A 16,982-nucleotide genomic window follows, 5' to 3' on the forward strand; every position below is an offset into this window, starting at 1 on the left:
TCGGGGAGCGAAGTCGGTCCTGAGCGCTACTTCTTCAGCGCTTGGCGCGCGGCGTCCTTCAGGGAGCCGACGCCCTTCTGCACCTTGCCCGCCACGCGCTCGCCGGCGCCTTCGGCGGCCATGCGGTCGTTGCCGATCGCCTTGCCGATACCCTCTTTCATCGAACCCTTGGCGTCCTTGGCGGCGCCTTCGACCTGATCCTTGTGCATGGGAGCACTCCTCGCTTGATGTCATCGGGCCGGGACGGCCCATCGGCGATGAGTACGCAGAGGCCAGCTCAAGGTTCCGGGAGATTGCGCCGCGGGCCCGTCACCGCTATCTGCACGCCTCAATCCCAGTCATTTCAGTCGAGCGGTGCGGACGCCCCATGGCGCAGCAATATATTTTCCAGATGCAGGGCCTGACCAAGGCCTTCCCAGGCGCCCCGAAGAAGACCTTCTCGGACATCTGGCTGTCGTTCTATCCGGACGCCAAGATCGGCGTCGTGGGCGTCAACGGCTCGGGCAAGTCGACGCTGCTCAAGATCATGGCCGGCCTCGACAAGGACTTCCAGGGCGAGGCCTTCGCCGCCGAGGGCGTCAAGCGCGGCTATCTGGAGCAGGAGCCCAAGCTCGACGACAAGCTCGACGTCTGGGGCAACGTCATCGCCTGGTGCGAAGAGAAGAAGCTCTTCGACGAATACAACGCCTTGGCCATGAAACTGGGCGAGGAATACACCGACGAGCTGATGGAGGAGATGACCGCGCTCCAGGAGAAGCTGGACGCCGGCGACCTCTGGGACATCGACAGCCGCATCGAGATGGCCATGGGCGCCCTGCGCTGCCCGCCCAACGACGCAGCCGTGGGGCCGCTCTCGGGCGGCGAGCGGCGGCGCGTGGCGCTCGCCCGCCTGCTGCTGTCCAAGCCCGACATGATGCTGCTGGACGAGCCGACCAACCACCTGGACGCCGAGAGCGTCGCCTGGCTGCAGCATCACCTGGAGAACTTCCCGGGCTGCATCATCCTGGTGACCCACGACCGCTACTTCCTGGACCAGGTGACCAAGTGGACGCTGGAGCTCGACCGCGGCAAGGGCCTGCCCTACGAGGGCAACTATTCCTCCTGGCTCGAGCAGAAGACCAAGCGGATCGCGCAGGAAGAGCGCGAAGAGGCCGGCAAGAAGCGGGCGATCGAGCGGGAACTGGCCTGGGTGCGGTCTTCGCCGAGCGCCCGGCGCACCAAGTCGAAGGCGCGTCTGGCGGCCTTCCACGATCTGCAGAACGAGGCGGAGAACGCCAAGCAGACCTTCGCCCAGATCCAGATCCCGCCGGGCCCGAGGCTGGGCCAGGTGGTGATCGAGGTCACCGGCCTGGAGAAGGAATACGGCGACAAGCTGCTGTTCAAGGACCTGACGTTCAAGCTGCCGCCGGGCGGCATCGTCGGCGTGATCGGGCCGAACGGCGCGGGCAAGTCGACGCTGTTCAAGATCATCACCGGCCAGGAGACGCCAGACGCCGGGTCTGTGCGCCTGGGCGAGACGGTGAAGCTCGCCTACGTCGACCAGAGCCGCGAGACGCTCGATCCCAACAAGAACGTCTGGGAGGAGATTTCCGGCGGCCTCGACATCATGAAGGTCGGCGGCCGCGAAATCCCCAGCCGCGCCTATGTGGGCTCCTTCAACTTCAAGGGCGCCGACCAGCAGAAGAAGGTGGGTCTTCTCTCAGGCGGTGAGCGCAACCGCGTGCACCTGGCCAAGACGCTCGCCGCCGGCGGCAACGTGCTGATGCTCGACGAACCGACCAACGACCTGGACGTGGAGACGTTGGGCGCCCTGGAATCGGCGCTGGAGGATTTCCCGGGGTGCGCGGTGGTGATCAGCCACGACCGCTTCTTCCTCGACCGCCTGGCGACCCACATCCTGGCCTTCGAAGGCGACAGCCAGGTCGACTGGTTCGAAGGCAACTTCGAAGCCTACGAAGAGGACAAGAAGCGTAGGTTGGGCGCCGACAGCCTGATCCCCCACCGCATCAAGTTCCAGAAGTTCACGCGCTAGGCGTGTAAGCTTGACCGTCCGGCTATACTCCCACAGGTTGCGGCCGTGGGGTGTGCAGCATGCCGGTGATCAGCGGTACCGCGGGACCTGACGTGCTCGTCGGCACGTCCGGCGTCGATACCTTGGTCGGCGGCCTGGGGGCCGACACCCTGACCGGCGGCGGCGGCGCGGACGTGTTCGATATCAATACGCCGTCCGAGAGCCCGGTGACGGATCCCCCGTCCGAGCACGTCATCGACCAAATCACCGACTGGAACAGCTCGGACTTCATCCAGATCGCCGGCTCGCCGATCGCGACCTCGAGCAACGTCATCAACTATGGTGCGCTGACCAGCTATCAGGAGGCCGTCGGGGCGGCCCAATATCACCTGGGGACGCCAGGCATCGACTATCTCGTCGCCGACATCGTCGCCTACGGCTCCGCCCCCGGCGAGTTGCACGCCGTGGGCGAATACGTCATCGATATTCAGGATGGCGTGGCTGTCTGGCTCCCGGGAGCCGGCCCCGAATCCATTAGTCAGCTCAATTTCGGCCCGTCGCCGAGCACGGCTGTGCCTTACAGCCCGCCGCCCGATACCGGCAGCGATAGCGGCGACGGCTTCGATCCCGGTGCAGTCCTCACCCTAGTCACCGCCCCCGTTCCTGGCCTCGACCCAAACTCCGCCGCCTCAAGTTCAGGCCCAGGCGACACCAGCGGCGTCGTCAACATTCAGGCGACCACTGTCGCGACCGATGGCGACGACTATCTGACGGCCCTGTCGGCCCAAACCGAAGTGCACGCCGGCGCGGGCAACGACACCATCGCCGGGACAATTGTCGACGACTACCTGCGCGGCGACGACGGCGACGATTCCATCTCCGGCGGCCCGGTGTTCGACGACATCAACGGCAACCAGGGGAACGACACCCTCGCCGGGAACGACGGCGACGACTGGGTCGTGGGCGGCAAGGGCGACGACAGCCAGTCCGGCGGCGCCGGCAATGACATCGTCTTGGGAAATCTCGGCAACGACACCCTGAACGGTGGGGACGGCGCCGATCAGATCCGCGGCGGCCAGGGCGACGACAGCATCGTGGGCGGGGCCGGGGACGACTTCATCTCCGGCGACCGCGGCAACGACACCGAGGTGGGCGGCGCCGGCGCCGACATCTTCCACGGCTCGCAGGACGCCGGCATCGACAAGGTGCTGGACTTCAACCAAGCGGAGGGTGACCGGGTGATGCTCGATCCCGGCACGACCTACACCGTCAGCCAAGTGGGCGCTAACACCGTCATCGACATGGGCAACGGCAACGAGATGATCCTGGCCGGCGTGCAGCTCTCGACGCTGAAGGACGGCTGGATCTTCGAGGGCTAGGACAGGCGGGCGCCTACTTCGGCGGCGTCGTCGAGTCCGGGGCGCCGGGCGTGGCGGCGGCGGGCGGATTGACCGGGCCGGGCGCGGGCGCGCTCACCGGCGGGCTGGCCAGCTGCGGCGCCGCTTCCTTGGTCTCGCCGCTCAGGGAGGGCGGATTGACGCTGGTCGAGCTACTCGCCGCGGCGGCGGTGTCGGCGGGCAGGCTGGGCGTCGTGGCGCTGGTGTTGGCGCTGGCCCCGGTTTCGGCGCTGGCCGAAGCCGACGTGCTCTGGCCGCTCCACCAGTCCTTGTGGGCCCGGGTCTTCGGCGAGGCCTTCATATAGGCGTTGAGCTCAGCGTAGGGGATCGGCTGCTTGGGGCCGGCCACGGTCGGGGCGGCGGATGCTGCATCCGCTGAGAACAGACCGGCGGAAAAGGCGGCGGCCGCTGCGGCGGCCAACAGGATGGTCTTCATGGGAATTCCCTCATGACGAACGCCGTTCAAGGCGCCGCCCGGTCAACCCGCGAAGGCCGCCTAAGGTTTCGCTTAGGCCGCCGGCATTTCGCGGACCCGGCGCAGCGGCGAGAGGAGGCCCCACGCCGGTCCGATCATCAGCCCGGCGATGGCGATCAGCAGAGCCTGACGCATCCCCAGCACGCCACCCAGCGCTCCGCCGGCCAACGCGCCGACGACCGCCGTCCCGCCGCCCGCCACCCGGAAGGTCGCTCCGACCCGGCCCAGTACGTCGTGCGGCAGGATGATCTGGCGCAGGCTGCCGGCCAGGATCAGCGGCACGACCCCGAAGGCGTCGCCGAGCAACTGCGAGACCACCAGGCAGGCCATGCCGCCCGCCGGGTTGGACGCCGGCGCCAACAGCACGATCATGGTGCCGAGCGCCGAAAGGGCGCCGGCCGCGCAGATCGCCGGCCCGACGCCCAGCCGCCTGGCCATGGTCTGGGCCAGCAGCGAGCCGGCGAGCGCGCCCACGCCGCCGCTGGCGATGCCGAGGCCGAGCAGGGCCGGGCTCAGGCCCAGGTCCCGCAGCACATAGGCGATGTACAGCGCGCTGAAGAAGCCGCCGAACAGGCCGCCGATGGCGGTCATGATCAGCATGATCCGCACCCTGGGTTCCCCCCAGGACGTCCGCGCGCCGGTGATCACGCCGTCGACCCAGCCGCGCCGCTTGACGCTGGTGTCGCGCGGCGGCTCGGGCGCGCGGATGCGCGCCAGCAACAGGGCCGAGACCAGGTAGGTGGCGGCGTTGATCGCCACGGCGATCGGCGCCGTCAGCCACTGGAAAAGCACGCCCGCGAGCGCTGGCCCGCCCATCTCGGCGACGGACTCGGTGACGCTCATCCTGGCGTTGGCGTCGGTGACCAGGTGCTTGCCCACGAGGCCCGGCAGATAGGCGTGGTCGGCGATGTCGAAGAGCACGCTGGAGGCGGCCACCAGCACCGCGGCGGCATAGACCTGCAGCATGCTCAAGAGGCCCATCCAGGTGGCGATCGGCAGGACGATGAGGATCGCGGCGCGCACCAGGTCCATGGCGATCAGGATCGGACGGCGCTGGGTGTGGTCGACGAAGTCGCCGGCGATCAGGCCGACGACCAGGGCCGAGCCGCTGGAGAGCGCCGCCAGCAGGCCAAGCTGAGCCGGGGCGGCGGCTAGGCCCATGACCGCCATCATCGGCAGGCCCTCGCGGGTGATCCGCGCGCCGAAGTCGGACACCGTCTGGGCGCCCCACAGATTGAGGAAGTCGCGGTGGCGCCAGAGAACGCTGCTGGGCGCGCCTTTGGCCCGGCTCGCGGGCTTGGTTGGGGAAGGCATGGGATCGGTCAGCCGGTCGGGGACGCGGCCATACGGCCGCTTGAGCCGCCCAGACGAGGCTGAGCGGGACGCCGGTGGGCGATGATTTTCTGGCCGCCGCGGCCCACCGTGAGGCGCTTAGTGGCGGCGGGCGCCGTTCAAGTCAAGCTTGCCCGGATCGCGCGGCTATAGGACAGACGTGCTCGACCTGTAGGGGGAACGATGTCGCAACCGCTGGCCCTGATCGCCGTCCCGTTCCTGACCGTGCTGGAGCCGGCGTTCCAGAGCGGCGGCCTTTCGACGGCCCGGGCGTGGGAACTCACCGACGATCAGCGGGCCCGCGTGCGAAGCATCGTGCATGCCGGCGAGGTGGTGCTGACGCCGGAATATCTGAAGACCTTGCCGGCGCTCGGCCTGATCGCCTGCGTGAGCGTCGGCTATGACGGGATCGACGTCGCCTGGTGCCGCGCCAACGGCATCGAGGTCACCCACGCGCGCGGCCTGAACGCCGAAGACGTGGCCGACCACGCCATCGGCCTGATGCTGGCCGCCTGGCGCAACATCCCGACGCTCGACCGCACGGTGCGCGACGGCCGCTGGGTGCAGGAGGAGCGGATCGGCTCGCAGCCGAGCCTGGGCGGGCGCACGCTGGGCGTCGTGGGCCTGGGCCACATCGGCGCCGCTGTGGCCCGCCGCGCCGAGGCGTTCCGGCTGAACGTGCAGTGGTGGTCCCCGCGCGCCAAATCCGAGTCCCCCTGGCCCCGCGCCGACAGCCTGCTGGCGCTCGCCGAGGCCAGCGACATCCTGGTGGTCTGCGCCCGCGCCGAGGCCGCCAACCGCGGGATGATCTCGGCGGAGGTGATCGAGGCGGTGGGGCCCAAGGGCATGATCGTCAACGTCGGCCGTGGCTCGCTGATCGACGAGCCGGCGCTGCGCGCGGCGCTGAAGTCCGGCAAGCTGTGGCGCGCCGCGCTCGACGTCTTCCAGACCGAGCCCACGCCCGCCGACCTCTGGGCCGATATCCCAGGCGCCGTGCTGACCCCGCACACCGCCGGGTCGAGCAACGAGGCCGTTCCCTTGATGGTCGCCCAGGCGATCGACAATGTGCAGCGGTTCCTGAAGGGGGCGGACTTGGCAAGCCCAGTGGCGCCGGTCTGAGGCCCCGCGCTGACCGCTTCGCGGCGAACGATCCCAGGAGTGGTCCTCGTCGCTAGGAACCCGCTTCCAGCGTCTCGGCGGCGATCCGGCGCGAACGGAGGATCAGGGTCAGGCCCGCGGCGAACCACCAGAGGGCCTGAACCGCGGCGAACGCCGTGACCGGAGTCGGCAGCACCAGATTCTTCAGGGTCGCCAGGCCCAGGGCCAGGAAAGTCGCGCCCAACAGGATCGCCAGCCAAGCGAAGGCGCGCGGCAGGACTTGGGACCCCAGCAGGACGTAGCCCAAGGGAAGGAACAGGGAAGGCGCGGCGACGAAGAAATAGAGGTGCTGGATCGCGTAGCCGAACGTGTTGGCGATCCGCGGCATTTCCGCGGGCGCGGTGAACAACTGGCCGATGTAGCAGGCGATCTCCATCAGGCTCGTGGTCATCAACACGCCGGCCCCAAACAGGGTCAGCAGTCCCGCCGGCCGTTGGCCTGCGCCGGCCAAGGCGACGAGGGTGAGGGCCAGGGCGACGATCAATGCCGGCCCGACCGCCTGCAGCCAGGCGCCCCACAGGACCGGCCCCTGATGGGTGACGGCATAGCTCAGGAACGCCGCATCTGGCGCCGTGAGCGGCGGTCCGTTGTTGATGGCGAAGGATGAGCCAATCATCAGCACGCCGACCATTCCGGCGGCCCCGGCCAACAGGCAGGTTCGGCGGACGGGAAAGCCTTGGGTCATGGAGCGCCTCCTCAAGGTGTGTTCGGAGCGAGCCAAGCCTCGACAGCGGCTTGGGCGCTCAAGAGCTCGTTGACGTTCAGCGGAAAGGTCGCGGCGCCCCACAGGAGCGCGACCAGCACGGCGGCGGCCTCCGCGCTCGGCATGGCTGTCGAGAAGACGCCCTGGGCCGCGCCGTCCTCGATGATGTCCTGAAGGCTGCGCCGCCACGCCTGTTTCAGCGGTTCGATCACCTGCGCGATCTCGGGGTCGCGGGCCGCGCGGGCCATCAACTCACGCATCACTGCAATCATCTCAGGCGCTTCCGTCAGATAGAGACGCGTGTCGGCGAACTCCTGCCGAAGCCGCGCCACAGGTGAGGCGGCGGCCGCGCCCGGCGCTCGCAGCGTCTCGAACCCCGACGCCAACGACTGCGCCACGGCGGCGACCAGCGCCTGCTTGGTCGGAAAATAGTAGTGCAGGGTGGCCACGTTGATCCCGACGCGCCCAGCGACGTCGCGGGTCCGCAGGTTCTCAAAGCCCTGCGCGGCGATCAGGTCGAAAGCCGCGCGGACGAGCGCCTCACGGCGACCGGAGGCCGAATCGTTGGAGCGCAAAGGGTCGCCGGCGTTCATTGGGATTCAATCAATCAGTTGATTGAGTTTCTGTCAAGATAGGGCTGGCGCGGGGTTCGCGCCGCAGGACATGATGGGCAGGCCAATGCCCTGGCGGGGCCCAGGCGAGGCGGGAGGATTGGCATGGCGAAAGTGTTGGGTGTCGGCGGGGTGTTCTTCAAGGCGGCGGACCCGAAGGCCGTGAACGACTGGTACGCGCGCGTGCTCGGCTTCGAGATATCGAAGTGGGGCGGCGCGACCTGGCCGCATCCGGCGCTGGGCCAGACTGTCTGGACCGCGTTCGCGGCCGACACCGATCACTTCGCGCCGTCGAACGCGCCCTTCATGATCAACTTCATCGTCGACGACCTGGACGGCGTGCTGGCGAAGGCGAAGGCCGAGGGCGCGGAGCTGGCAGGCGAGCCGACCAGCGACGACTATGGCAAGTTCGGCTGGCTGATGGACCCGGCCGGCGTGAAGATCGAACTCTGGCAGCCGCCGCAGGAGTAGGGCGGGCCGTCAGGGCGTCTTCGGCGCCGCCTGGGCCTTGATCACCTCCATCGCCGCGTCGCGCCCGGCGGCGTAGTCGGCGAAGCGCACCGGCACCTCGATGTCGGGGGCGCGGGTGTCGGCGAAGTCGTCCGGCCAGCCGCCCTGCCAGTAGCGGTCGGAGACGTTCACCGCGATCTGGCTGTAGGGCAGGGTGAAGATGGTCTCGTCGCCGGGCGAGTTCGGCTTTCCGCCGGTGGCTTCGCCGACGAAGATCGCCTTCGTGAAACGGCCGAAATAGGAGACCGCGTTCATCGCCGCCGAATAGGTGCGCCGGCCGGTGATCACATAGAGATGGCCGGTGCGGTTGATTTTGCCGGCCCCGGCCACCGCGGCCAGCAGCGGCTCGTTCAGGTGGGTGTCGCCGCCGTTGTTGCCGCGCATGTCGATCACCAGCTTTTCGACAGGGAGCGCGGCGATCGTGGCGGAAAGCTCGGCGGCGAAGGCGGCCAAGGGCTTCGCCTTGTCGTCGGCCACCTTGTTGTACTGGACGTAGAGGATGCGGGTCGCGGGGTCCCAGCGCTGCCAATAGGGCCGGTCATTCCCCTGCTGGAAGTCGGCGGCGCTGCGGTCGCCGAGCCAGCGCCAGGCGGCGGGCTTCGGCAGCGCGTTCCAGATGTCGGGCTCGGAAAAGTCGGCGCTCACCGCCGCCGTCCGCCGCGCGCCGTCCGGCGTTTCGAGCGTCAGGGTAAGCTTGTCGTCGGCCTTGGCGACGCCGATCTCGTGCAGCATGGGCGTGTGCCGCAGGAAGGTCGGGGCCATGGCCTTGACCCACTGGCCGTTGTCGCGGCTGACCAGGGGCTCGACGCGGGCCAGCACGTCGGCGGCCGGCACGCCGTCGAAGGCGATCACCCGCGCCCCGACCAGATCCGCATAGGCCGGCGCCGCGGCGATCACGTGCAGGCCGTCGTCGAACAGGTAGAAGCCGAGCGGTAGGGTCAGGCCGAAGTCGCGGGTGCGGGCGCCCTCGATGGCGGTGTGCCCATCGCCCAGGCCGGCCGTCAGACGGAACAGCGCGACCTCGATGGCGCCATCGCTGAGCCCAGGGATATCGGCGGACAGCTTCGCCACCGCCGCCTCGAATTCCTCGCGGCTGTAGACGGCGTGGGAGACATAGCGGTTGCCGGTCTCGGAGCGGAACGGCTGGTAGGCCTTGTGCTCGACCCGTTCCGCCAGGAAGCGCAGATCGGCGCGCCAGGCCTCGTCGCGCGCGGGCCGCACGGGCGCCGGCAGGCCGAGCAGGGCGCGGACGTCGGGGTCGCCGCGCAGGGTTGCGAAATCGTCGTCTGTCCGTGCGGCGTCCCTCGCGCCGCAGCCCCAGGCGCATGGCCGTCGCCAGCCAGCGTTTGGCGTCATCCTTGCGCCCCAGCCGGGCGCCGCACTTGGCGATCCCGAAGGCGAGGATCGCGGGGTCCGCGGCCTTAAGCGCCAGCGCCGCCTCATAGTCCGTGGCGGCCTGGGCGAAGTCGCCGCCGTAGTAGTGCGCGCGGGCAAGGCCGAGGCGAAACTCGCCGTTCGACGGCGATCCGCCGGCCAGGCGCTGCAGCGGCGCCAGCGCGGCCGGCCAGTCGCCGCGCGACACAGCCGCGCGGGCGGTGACGAGGTCGGAGACGGCGTCGGCGGCGGCCGGCGGCGCCCAGCACAGGGCGGCGACCGCGGCCAGGGCCGCCGGGATGCGGCGCGTGCGCCCTCCAAAGGATGGAGATAGGCTGGGGAGCGATGGTTGAATTTGGTGTCACTCCTCGACAGGCGGCGTCCGGGACGGGGCGGCAGGCTCCGCGCGTCCGCGCCGCGCGCGCCAGCCCCGTTCGCGTAGACGGCGCCGTTTCTTCGCGAGCGGCGCCCGAGGTCCGCGGCGCTGCCGCCGAACTGGCGTTGCTGGGCGCCTTTGGCGCGGCGATGGGCCTGATCGGGCCCTATGCGACCAGCGCCATGCCGGCGACATCCCGCATCCCCTATTGGCTGCTGTGCATAGCCGGCGGCGGCGCGGTCGGGGTCGCGGTGGACGCCTGGCTCAGCCGCCGGATGGCCAATTCCTGGCGCCGCGTCGCCCTGACCAGCCTCCTGATCACCGTTCCGGCGGCCCTTCTGGTCGTGGCCTTGAGCGAGGTCTTCGAGCCGGCGCGGCTTCGCCCGACGCTCTCGCCGCGATTCCTCGGACAGGTTCTGGTGGTCGCCGTTCTGGTGATGGGCGTGAGGGCGCTCGCGCGTCGGACGCCGGCGACCGTGGTCCGCACCCGGATCGTCGTCGCGCCGCCGCTGCCGGAGGCCGAAGCCGCCTTCCGCCGCCGCCTGTCGTCCAAGCGCCGGACCGCGCGGCTGATCGCCGTCCAGGCCGAGGATCACTATCTGCGGGTCCACACGGACGCGGGCGCCGAGCTGTTGACGATGCGCTTCGCCGACGCGTTGGAGGCGCTGGCCGGCGCGGCGGGTTTTCAGACGCATCGGTCCTGGTGGATCGCCGGCGACGCCATCGAGGGCATTCGCTGGCGGCGGGGCGCCGGCGACGCGCACCTGGCGGGCGGGCTGGTGGCGCCGGTCAGCCGGGCCCACGCCGCGGTCCTGAAGAGCGCCGGCTGGCGGTAGGATCGCGCACCGGAGGCCCGCGCTCATTAACTTGACATAAAGACATAAAGATATCTTTATGTGAGCTATGAGTTTGACCGCAAACCAGGCTGTTGAGGTGCTGCGCGCCGCCGGTGAGCCCTCGCGGCTGCGTATCCTAGCACTTCTCGCGCGGGAAGAGCTCGCCGTTCTGGAGCTTTGCCGGGTGCTGGACCAGAGCCAGCCCCGGGTGTCGCGGCATCTGAAGCTGCTGGCTGACGCTGGGCTGGTGGAGCGGTTCCCGGACGGCGCCTGGGTGTTCTACCGCCTGACGCACGGCGGCGCCGCCGACGCGCTCATCACCGAGCTGCTGTCGCGGATCGATCCGGCGGACCCGGTGCTGCAGCGCGACGCCGAGCGGTTGCAGGCGGTGTGGTCGGAGCGGGCTGACGCGGCCGGCGAATACTTCGCCCGCAACGCCGCCCGCTGGGACGAGATCCGCTCGCTCTACGTCTCCGACGCCGACGTCGAGGAAGCGATCCGGAAGGCCGCGGGGCCGGGACCATTCCGCCGGCTGGTGGACCTGGGGTCCGGCACCGGGCGGATGCTGACGCTGCTGGGTCCGCACGCCGAGGCGGCGTTGGGCCTGGACCTGTCGCAGCAGATGCTGAACCTCGCCCGCAACCGGGTGACCGAGGCGGGCCTGGCCGGCTGCGAGCTGCGCCACGGCGACATCTTCGCCACCCGCCTGCCCGACGAGAGCGCCGACCTGGTGGTGGTGCACCAGGTGCTGCACTACCTGGCCGACCCCGCCGCGGCGGTGAAGGAGGCGGCGCGCATCGTCGCGCCCGGCGGCAAGCTGATCATCGCCGACTTCGCGCCGCATCGGCTGGAATTCCTGCGCGAGCAGCACCAGCATCGCCGCCTGGGGTTCGCCGAGCCGGAGATGGCCCGCTGGCTGGCCGAGGCCGGCCTCGGCGCGCTGACGGTCGCCGCGCTGCCGCCGGCCGACAAGGGCGGGCTCACCGTCAAGATCTGGACCGCCGAGCGCGGTCGGGCGCGCCAAAGGAGCGCGGCATGACTCTGCGCCGCAAGACCGATGGCCCCGATGACGTGCTGGGCCCCATCGCCCGCGCCGGCATCAGCGCTGGGACCCGGCCCAACGTCTCTTTTGAGTTCTCGCCGCCGAAGACGCCGGAAGCCGAGGAGACCCTGTGGGAGGCGATCCGCCGGCTGGAGCCGCTGGACCCGAGCTTTGTCTCGGTGACCTACGGCGCCGGTGGCTCGACGCGTGACCGCACCCACCGCACGGTGCTGCGGATGCTGAAGGAAACGCGCCTTCGCCCCGCCGCGCACCTGACCTGCGTCGAGGCCTCGCGCGGCGAGGTCGACGGCGTGATTCAGGACTACTGGGACGCCGGCATCCGCCACATCGTGGCCCTGCGCGGCGATCCGCCCGGCCAGATCGGCGGCGCCTATTCACCGCGCGCCGACGGCTACGCCAACGCCACGGAACTGACCGCCGGCATCCGCGCGATCGGCGATTTCGAGGTCAGCGTCGGCCTCTATCCGCACGTCCATCCCGAGAGCCCTGGCGTCGATCACGACATCGACGTCCTGAAGGCCAAGATCGACGCAGGCGCCACGCGGGCGATCACGCAGTTCTTCTTCGACGTCGAGGGTCTGCTTCGCTTCATGGACAAGGTCCGGGCGGCCGGTGTGACCATCCCCGTCTCGCTCGGCATCATGCCGGTGACCAACTTCAAGGGCCTGAAGAAGATGGCGGTCCCGATGGGGGTCCAGCTGCCGGCCTGGCTCGGCAACCTGTTCGAGGGCCTCGATAAGGACCCGGAGACGCGGCGCCTCTTGGCCTGTTCGGTGGCGACGGAGATGTGCGCCCGGCTGGCGGAAGAGGGCTTTTCCGACTTCCACTTCTACACGCTCAACCGCGCCGACCTTACCTACGCCATCTGCCGCGTGCTGGGCGTGCGCGAACCCGATCGAGAGAAGGAGGCCGCGGCGTGACCCGGCAAGAGCGTATTGCGGCGCTTAAAGGCGCCGCCAAGGACCGCGTCCTGATCCTCGACGGGTCGTGGGGCGTGATGTTCCAGAAGCGCGGCCTGACCGAGGCCGACTACCGCGGCGACCGCTTCGCCGACTATGCCGGGCAGCTGAAGGGCAACAACGACGTCCTGTGCCTGACGCGGCCGGACCTGGTGCAGGAACTGCACGAGGCCTACTACGCCGCCGGCGCGGACATCAGCGAGACCAACACCTTTTCGGCCACCTCCATCGCCCAGGCGGAGTACGGGCTGGAGGCGGCGGTGCGCGACATCAACCTGGAGGGTGCGCGCGCGGCGCGGGCGGCGGCGGACGCTTTCACGGCGCGCGAGCCGCAGAAGCCGCGGTTCGTCGCCGGCTCCATCGGGCCGCTGCCGGTGATGCTGTCGATGAGCTCCGACGTGAACGATCCGGGCGCGCGGAAGGTGAACTTCGAGCAGGTCTACGCCGCCTACCGCGAGCAGGTGCTGGCGCTGCACGAGGGCGGCGTCGACCTTTTCCTGATCGAGACCATCACCGACACGCTCAACTGCAAGGCCGCGATCAAGGCGATCCTCGACCTGCAGGACGAGGGCTACGAGCCGCTGCCGATCTGGATTTCCGGCACCATCACCGACCGCTCGGGCCGCACGCTGAGCGGCCAGACGGTGGAGGCCTTCTGGAACAGCGTGCGCCACGCCAAACCCTTCGCGGTGGGCCTGAACTGCGCGCTCGGCGCCGAGCTGATGCGGCCGCACATCGCCGAGCTTTCGCGCATCGCCGACACGCTGGTCAGCGCCTACCCGAACGCGGGCCTGCCCAACGCCATGGGCGAATATGACGAGACCCCGGACGAGACCGGCCACATGCTGCACGACTGGGCCGAGCAAGGGATCGTCAACATCCTGGGCGGCTGTTGCGGCACCACGCCGGAGCACATCAAGCACGTCGCGGACGCGGTCGCGGGCCTCGCGCCCCGGCCGATCCCGGAGCGGCCGACCGCCATGCGTCTCGCCGGACTGGAGCCGTTTGAGCTGGCGTAACCCATACCTCCGGTGTCATCCCGGAAGCTGCGCAGCAGCTGTCCGGGACCCATAGACGCCAGAGGTTCCGAAAAGAGCGCGCCGGCGCGGTTCGGGATGCCCTGACGCGCCGGCGATTATGGGTCCCGGTCTTCCGGCGCGATGCGCCGCAAACCGGGATGACACGGTAAGTAGAGCTGAATGCGACCTCTCTTCATCAATGTCGGCGAGCGGACCAACGTCACGGGGTCGGCGAAATTCCGTAAGCTGATCACCGACGGGGACTATCCGGCGGCGCTGTCGGTGGCGCGCCAGCAGGTGGACGCCGGCGCCCAGGTGCTGGACGTCAATATGGATGAGGGCCTGCTGGATTCGCAGGCGGCCATGGTCACCTTCCTGAACCTGATCGCCGCCGAGCCGGACATCGCCCGCGTGCCGGTGATGATCGACTCGTCGAAGTGGGAGGTGATCGAGGCGGGGCTGCGCTGCGTGCAGGGCAAGGCGATCGTCAACTCGATCTCCATGAAGGAGGGCGAGGCGAAGTTCATCGAGCAGGCCAAGGCCTGCCAGCGCTATGGCGCCGCGGTCGTGGTCATGGCCTTCGACGAGGTGGGGCAGGCCGACACGGCCGGGCGCAAGGTCTCGATCTGCACGCGGGCCTATCGTCTGCTCACGGAGGAAATCGGCTTCCCCGCCGAGGACATCATCTTCGACCCGAACATCTTCGCGGTGGCGACCGGGATCGACGAGCACAACAACTACGCCGTCGACTTCATCGAGGCCACGCGGGAGATCAAGCGCACGCTTCCCCACGCGCGGGTCTCGGGCGGGGTCTCCAACGTCAGCTTCAGCTTCCGCGGCAACGAGCCGGTGCGGCGCGCGATCCACTCGGTGTTCCTCTACCACGCCATCGCCGCGGGTATGGACATGGGCATCGTCAACGCCGGCGAGCTGCCGGTCTACGACCAGATCCCCGACGAGCTGCGCGAGGCCGTCGAGGACGTGATCCTCAACCGGCCGCAGCGCACCGACATCTCCAACACCGAGCGGCTGGTGGAGCTGGCGCCCAAGTACAAGGGCGGCAAGTCCGAGGCCAAGGGGCCGGACCTGGCCTGGCGCGAAGGGACCGTCGGCCAGCGGCTGACCCACGCCCTGGTGCACGGCCTGACCGACTTCATCGAGGCCGATACCGAAGAGGCGCGCGCCGCCGCCGAACGCCCGCTGCACGTGATCGAAGGCCCGCTGATGGACGGCATGAACGTGGTCGGCGACCTGTTCGGCTCGGGCAAGATGTTCCTGCCGCAGGTGGTGAAGTCCGCCCGGGTGATGAAGCAGGCCGTGGCCTATCTGATGCCGTTCATGGAGGCCGAGAAGGAAGGCAAGCCGCGCGAGGCGGCGGGCAAGATCCTGATGGCCACCGTCAAGGGCGACGTCCACGACATCGGCAAGAACATCGTGGGCGTGGTCCTGCAGTGCAACAACTACGAGGTCATCGACCTGGGCGTCATGGTCCCGGCCGACCGCATCCTCGACGAGGCGGTGGCGCAGAAGGTCGACATGGTCGGGCTCTCGGGCCTGATCACGCCGAGCCTGGACGAGATGGCCTATGTGGCCGGCGAGATGGAGCGGCGGGGCATGACCATCCCGCTGCTGATCGGCGGCGCTACGACCAGCAAGACCCACACGGCGGTGAAGATCGAGCCCAAGTACAAGGGGTCCCAGACCACCTATGTGCTGGACGCCAGCCGCGCCGTGGGCGTGGTCAGTGGCCTGCTCTCGCCCACCGAACGCGACCGGCTGATGGCCGAGACCGCGGCGGACTACGTCAAGGTCCGCGCCGCGTTCGCGCGCGGCCAGGACAAGCGCGCGCGCTCGACCCTGGACGAGGCGCGGGACAACGCCTTCACCCCCGACTGGACCACCTATGAGCCGCCGGCCCCGAGTTTCATCGGCACGCGGACGTTCGAGTCCTACGACCTGGCCGAGCTTGCCCGCCACATCGACTGGTCGCCGTTCTTCGCCAGCTGGGAGCTGATCGGGCGATACCCGCAGATCCTGGAGGACGACGTGGTCGGCGAAGCCGCGGTCAGCCTGTTCGCCGACGCCCAGGCCATGCTGCAGCGGATCATCGGCGAGCAGTGGTTTACCGCCAAGGGCGTCGTCGGCTTCTGGCCGGCCAACGCCGACGGCGACGACATCGTGCTCTACACCGACGAAACCCGCACCACCGAGCTCGCCCGCCTGCACAGCCTTCGCCAGCAGATGGCGAAAGACAAGAAACAGGAGGACGGCGGCCGCGCCAACGTCGCGCTCGCCGACTTCATCGCGCCGGTCGGCACGCGCCCCGACTGGATCGGCGGCTTCGCGGTCACCGCCGGCCATGGCGAAGCCGAGATCGCCAAGGCCTTCAAGGACAAGGGCGACGACTATTCGGCGATCATGGCCGCGGCGCTGGCCGACCGCCTGGCCGAAGCCTTCGCCGAGGCCCTGCACCGCAAGGTCCGCACCGAGCTCTGGGGCTATGCGCCGGACGAGCCGTTCGACATCGACGCCCTGATCGCCGAACAGTACCGCGGCATCCGCCCCGCGCCCGGCTATCCGGCCCAGCCCGACCACACCGAGAAGGGCGTGCTGTTCGAGCTGCTGGACGCCGAGGCCGCGACAGGGCTGAAGCTCACCGAGAGCTACGCCATGTACCCGACCGCGGCGGTGTCAGGTTTGTACTTCGCGCACCCGGAAAGCCACTATTTCGGGGTGGGACGGATCGAGAAGGATCAGGTCGAGGACTACGCGCGGCGCAAGGGGATGAGCGTGGCGGAGGTGGAGCGGTGGCTGGGGCCGATTTTGAACTATGAGGCGGGGTGAGCCGCAGCTTCGCGCTCGGCTTCGATCTCTTCGGCGATCCTTCGGCGCTTGTGGCCGATGAAGAGGGTCATGCCTATGGCGAAGACGAAAATCGCGCCCGAATAGACCGCAAGTCCAAGGAATGGATCATTCATCGGGTTTCGCCTGCGGCTGTAGGTGTATGCCGACCAGCAGGGCCACCAATCCGAACAGCAAGATAATCCCAATCGTGAGGCTGGGAAAGGCGACGACGCGCTTGGAGGCCAGGGGCGCCAGCATGGCCGCCCCAGCCGCGGCCGTGGATTTTCGAGGGGTAGGCTGAGACGGGAACGCCC

The 16,982-nt window shown here is 69.3% G+C and carries 17 protein-coding genes and 1 pseudogene; 9 read left to right on the top strand and 9 right to left on the bottom strand.

Annotated features, from left to right (window positions below; all coding sequences use genetic code 11):
* Window positions 1–26 precede the first annotated feature (26 nt).
* Entirely contained in the window at window positions 27–209 is a 183-nt protein-coding gene (locus VKQ35_RS13345; protein WP_324362368.1) for a CsbD family protein, read from the bottom strand.
* 158 nt (window positions 210–367) lie between these two features.
* On the opposite strand from VKQ35_RS13345, the gene ettA reads away from it, so the two are divergent.
* Both ettA and VKQ35_RS13355 read left to right on the top strand, forming a co-directional pair.
* The gene (ettA, locus tag VKQ35_RS13350; protein WP_324362369.1) at window positions 368–2,032 is read left to right on the top strand and encodes an energy-dependent translational throttle protein EttA; all 1,665 of its coding nucleotides are present in this window, start codon (window positions 368–370) and stop codon (window positions 2,030–2,032) included.
* A gap of 59 nt (window positions 2,033–2,091) precedes the next feature.
* Window positions 2,092–3,390, top strand: coding sequence for a calcium-binding protein (locus VKQ35_RS13355; protein ID WP_324362371.1), 1,299 nt, complete (start codon window positions 2,092–2,094; stop codon window positions 3,388–3,390).
* A 13-nt stretch (window positions 3,391–3,403) separates the two neighbouring features.
* Here VKQ35_RS13355 and VKQ35_RS13360 read toward each other — a convergent pair whose 3' ends face one another.
* Both VKQ35_RS13360 and VKQ35_RS13365 read right to left on the bottom strand, forming a co-directional pair.
* Window positions 3,404–3,844: a hypothetical protein gene (locus tag VKQ35_RS13360; protein ID WP_324362373.1), complete on the bottom strand. Its 441-nt coding sequence runs from the start codon at window positions 3,842–3,844 to the stop codon at window positions 3,404–3,406.
* A gap of 72 nt (window positions 3,845–3,916) precedes the next feature.
* Window positions 3,917–5,197 carry an MFS transporter gene (locus VKQ35_RS13365; protein WP_324362375.1) on the bottom strand — a complete coding sequence of 427 codons (1,281 nt, stop codon included), beginning with the start codon at window positions 5,195–5,197 and terminating at the stop codon, window positions 3,917–3,919.
* Between the two features lie 201 nt (window positions 5,198–5,398).
* On the opposite strand from VKQ35_RS13365, the gene VKQ35_RS13370 reads away from it, so the two are divergent.
* On the top strand, window positions 5,399–6,334 hold the full coding sequence (locus tag VKQ35_RS13370; protein WP_324362377.1) for an NAD(P)-dependent oxidoreductase: 936 nt from the start codon (window positions 5,399–5,401) through the stop codon (window positions 6,332–6,334).
* A gap of 52 nt (window positions 6,335–6,386) precedes the next feature.
* Here VKQ35_RS13370 and VKQ35_RS13375 read toward each other — a convergent pair whose 3' ends face one another.
* The gene (locus VKQ35_RS13375) at window positions 6,387–7,058 is read right to left on the bottom strand and encodes a hypothetical protein (RefSeq protein WP_324362378.1); all 672 of its coding nucleotides are present in this window, start codon (window positions 7,056–7,058) and stop codon (window positions 6,387–6,389) included.
* An 11-nt stretch (window positions 7,059–7,069) separates the two neighbouring features.
* Entirely contained in the window at window positions 7,070–7,669 is a 600-nt protein-coding gene (locus VKQ35_RS13380) for a TetR/AcrR family transcriptional regulator (protein ID WP_324362380.1), read from the bottom strand.
* Window positions 7,670–7,792: 123 nt separating this feature from the next.
* Here VKQ35_RS13380 and VKQ35_RS13385 point away from each other — a divergent pair, with 123 nt between their 5' ends.
* Window positions 7,793–8,158 carry a VOC family protein gene (locus VKQ35_RS13385; protein ID WP_324362382.1) on the top strand — a complete coding sequence of 122 codons (366 nt, stop codon included), beginning with the start codon at window positions 7,793–7,795 and terminating at the stop codon, window positions 8,156–8,158.
* 9 nt (window positions 8,159–8,167) lie between these two features.
* On the opposite strand, the gene VKQ35_RS13390 is transcribed toward VKQ35_RS13385, so the two are convergent.
* Both VKQ35_RS13390 and VKQ35_RS22050 read right to left on the bottom strand, forming a co-directional pair.
* A complete protein-coding gene (locus VKQ35_RS13390; RefSeq protein ID WP_324362384.1) occupies window positions 8,168–9,553 on the bottom strand; it encodes a hypothetical protein in 1,386 nt (461 codons plus the stop codon).
* A 40-nt stretch (window positions 9,554–9,593) separates the two neighbouring features.
* Window positions 9,594–9,926 (bottom strand): annotated as a pseudogene (locus tag VKQ35_RS22050) (tetratricopeptide repeat protein); the annotation flags it as partial.
* A 146-nt stretch (window positions 9,927–10,072) separates the two neighbouring features.
* Here VKQ35_RS22050 and VKQ35_RS13395 point away from each other — a divergent pair.
* The 5 genes from VKQ35_RS13395 to metH all read left to right on the top strand — a co-directional run bounded on the left by VKQ35_RS13395 (window position 10,073) and on the right by metH (window position 16,668).
* Window positions 10,073–10,783 carry a LytTR family DNA-binding domain-containing protein gene (locus VKQ35_RS13395; RefSeq protein WP_324362386.1) on the top strand — a complete coding sequence of 237 codons (711 nt, stop codon included), beginning with the start codon at window positions 10,073–10,075 and terminating at the stop codon, window positions 10,781–10,783.
* Window positions 10,784–10,850: 67 nt separating this feature from the next.
* Complete coding sequence (locus tag VKQ35_RS13400) at window positions 10,851–11,822, top strand: metalloregulator ArsR/SmtB family transcription factor (RefSeq protein ID WP_324362388.1); 972 nt, start codon at window positions 10,851–10,853, stop codon at window positions 11,820–11,822.
* A complete protein-coding gene (metF, locus tag VKQ35_RS13405; protein ID WP_324362390.1) occupies window positions 11,819–12,766 on the top strand; it encodes a methylenetetrahydrofolate reductase [NAD(P)H] in 948 nt (315 codons plus the stop codon). The genes VKQ35_RS13400 and metF overlap by 4 nt, the downstream gene beginning before the upstream one ends.
* Entirely contained in the window at window positions 12,763–13,824 is a 1,062-nt protein-coding gene (locus VKQ35_RS13410) for a homocysteine S-methyltransferase family protein (RefSeq protein ID WP_324362392.1), read from the top strand. Before metF ends, VKQ35_RS13410 begins: the two co-directional genes overlap by 4 nt.
* A gap of 180 nt (window positions 13,825–14,004) precedes the next feature.
* Complete coding sequence (gene metH, locus VKQ35_RS13415; protein ID WP_324362394.1) at window positions 14,005–16,668, top strand: methionine synthase; 2,664 nt, start codon at window positions 14,005–14,007, stop codon at window positions 16,666–16,668.
* Here the strand turns inward: metH and VKQ35_RS13420 are convergent.
* On the bottom strand, window positions 16,653–16,802 hold the full coding sequence (locus tag VKQ35_RS13420) for a hypothetical protein (protein WP_324362396.1): 150 nt from the start codon (window positions 16,800–16,802) through the stop codon (window positions 16,653–16,655). The genes metH and VKQ35_RS13420 overlap by 16 nt on opposite strands.
* On the bottom strand, window positions 16,795–16,926 hold the full coding sequence (locus tag VKQ35_RS13425) for a hypothetical protein (protein WP_324362398.1): 132 nt from the start codon (window positions 16,924–16,926) through the stop codon (window positions 16,795–16,797). The genes VKQ35_RS13420 and VKQ35_RS13425 overlap by 8 nt, the downstream gene beginning before the upstream one ends.
* Between the last annotated feature and the right edge of the window lie 56 nt (window positions 16,927–16,982).

The organism is Phenylobacterium sp., assembly GCF_035309685.1.
GTDB lineage: Bacteria > Pseudomonadota > Alphaproteobacteria > Caulobacterales > Caulobacteraceae > Phenylobacterium.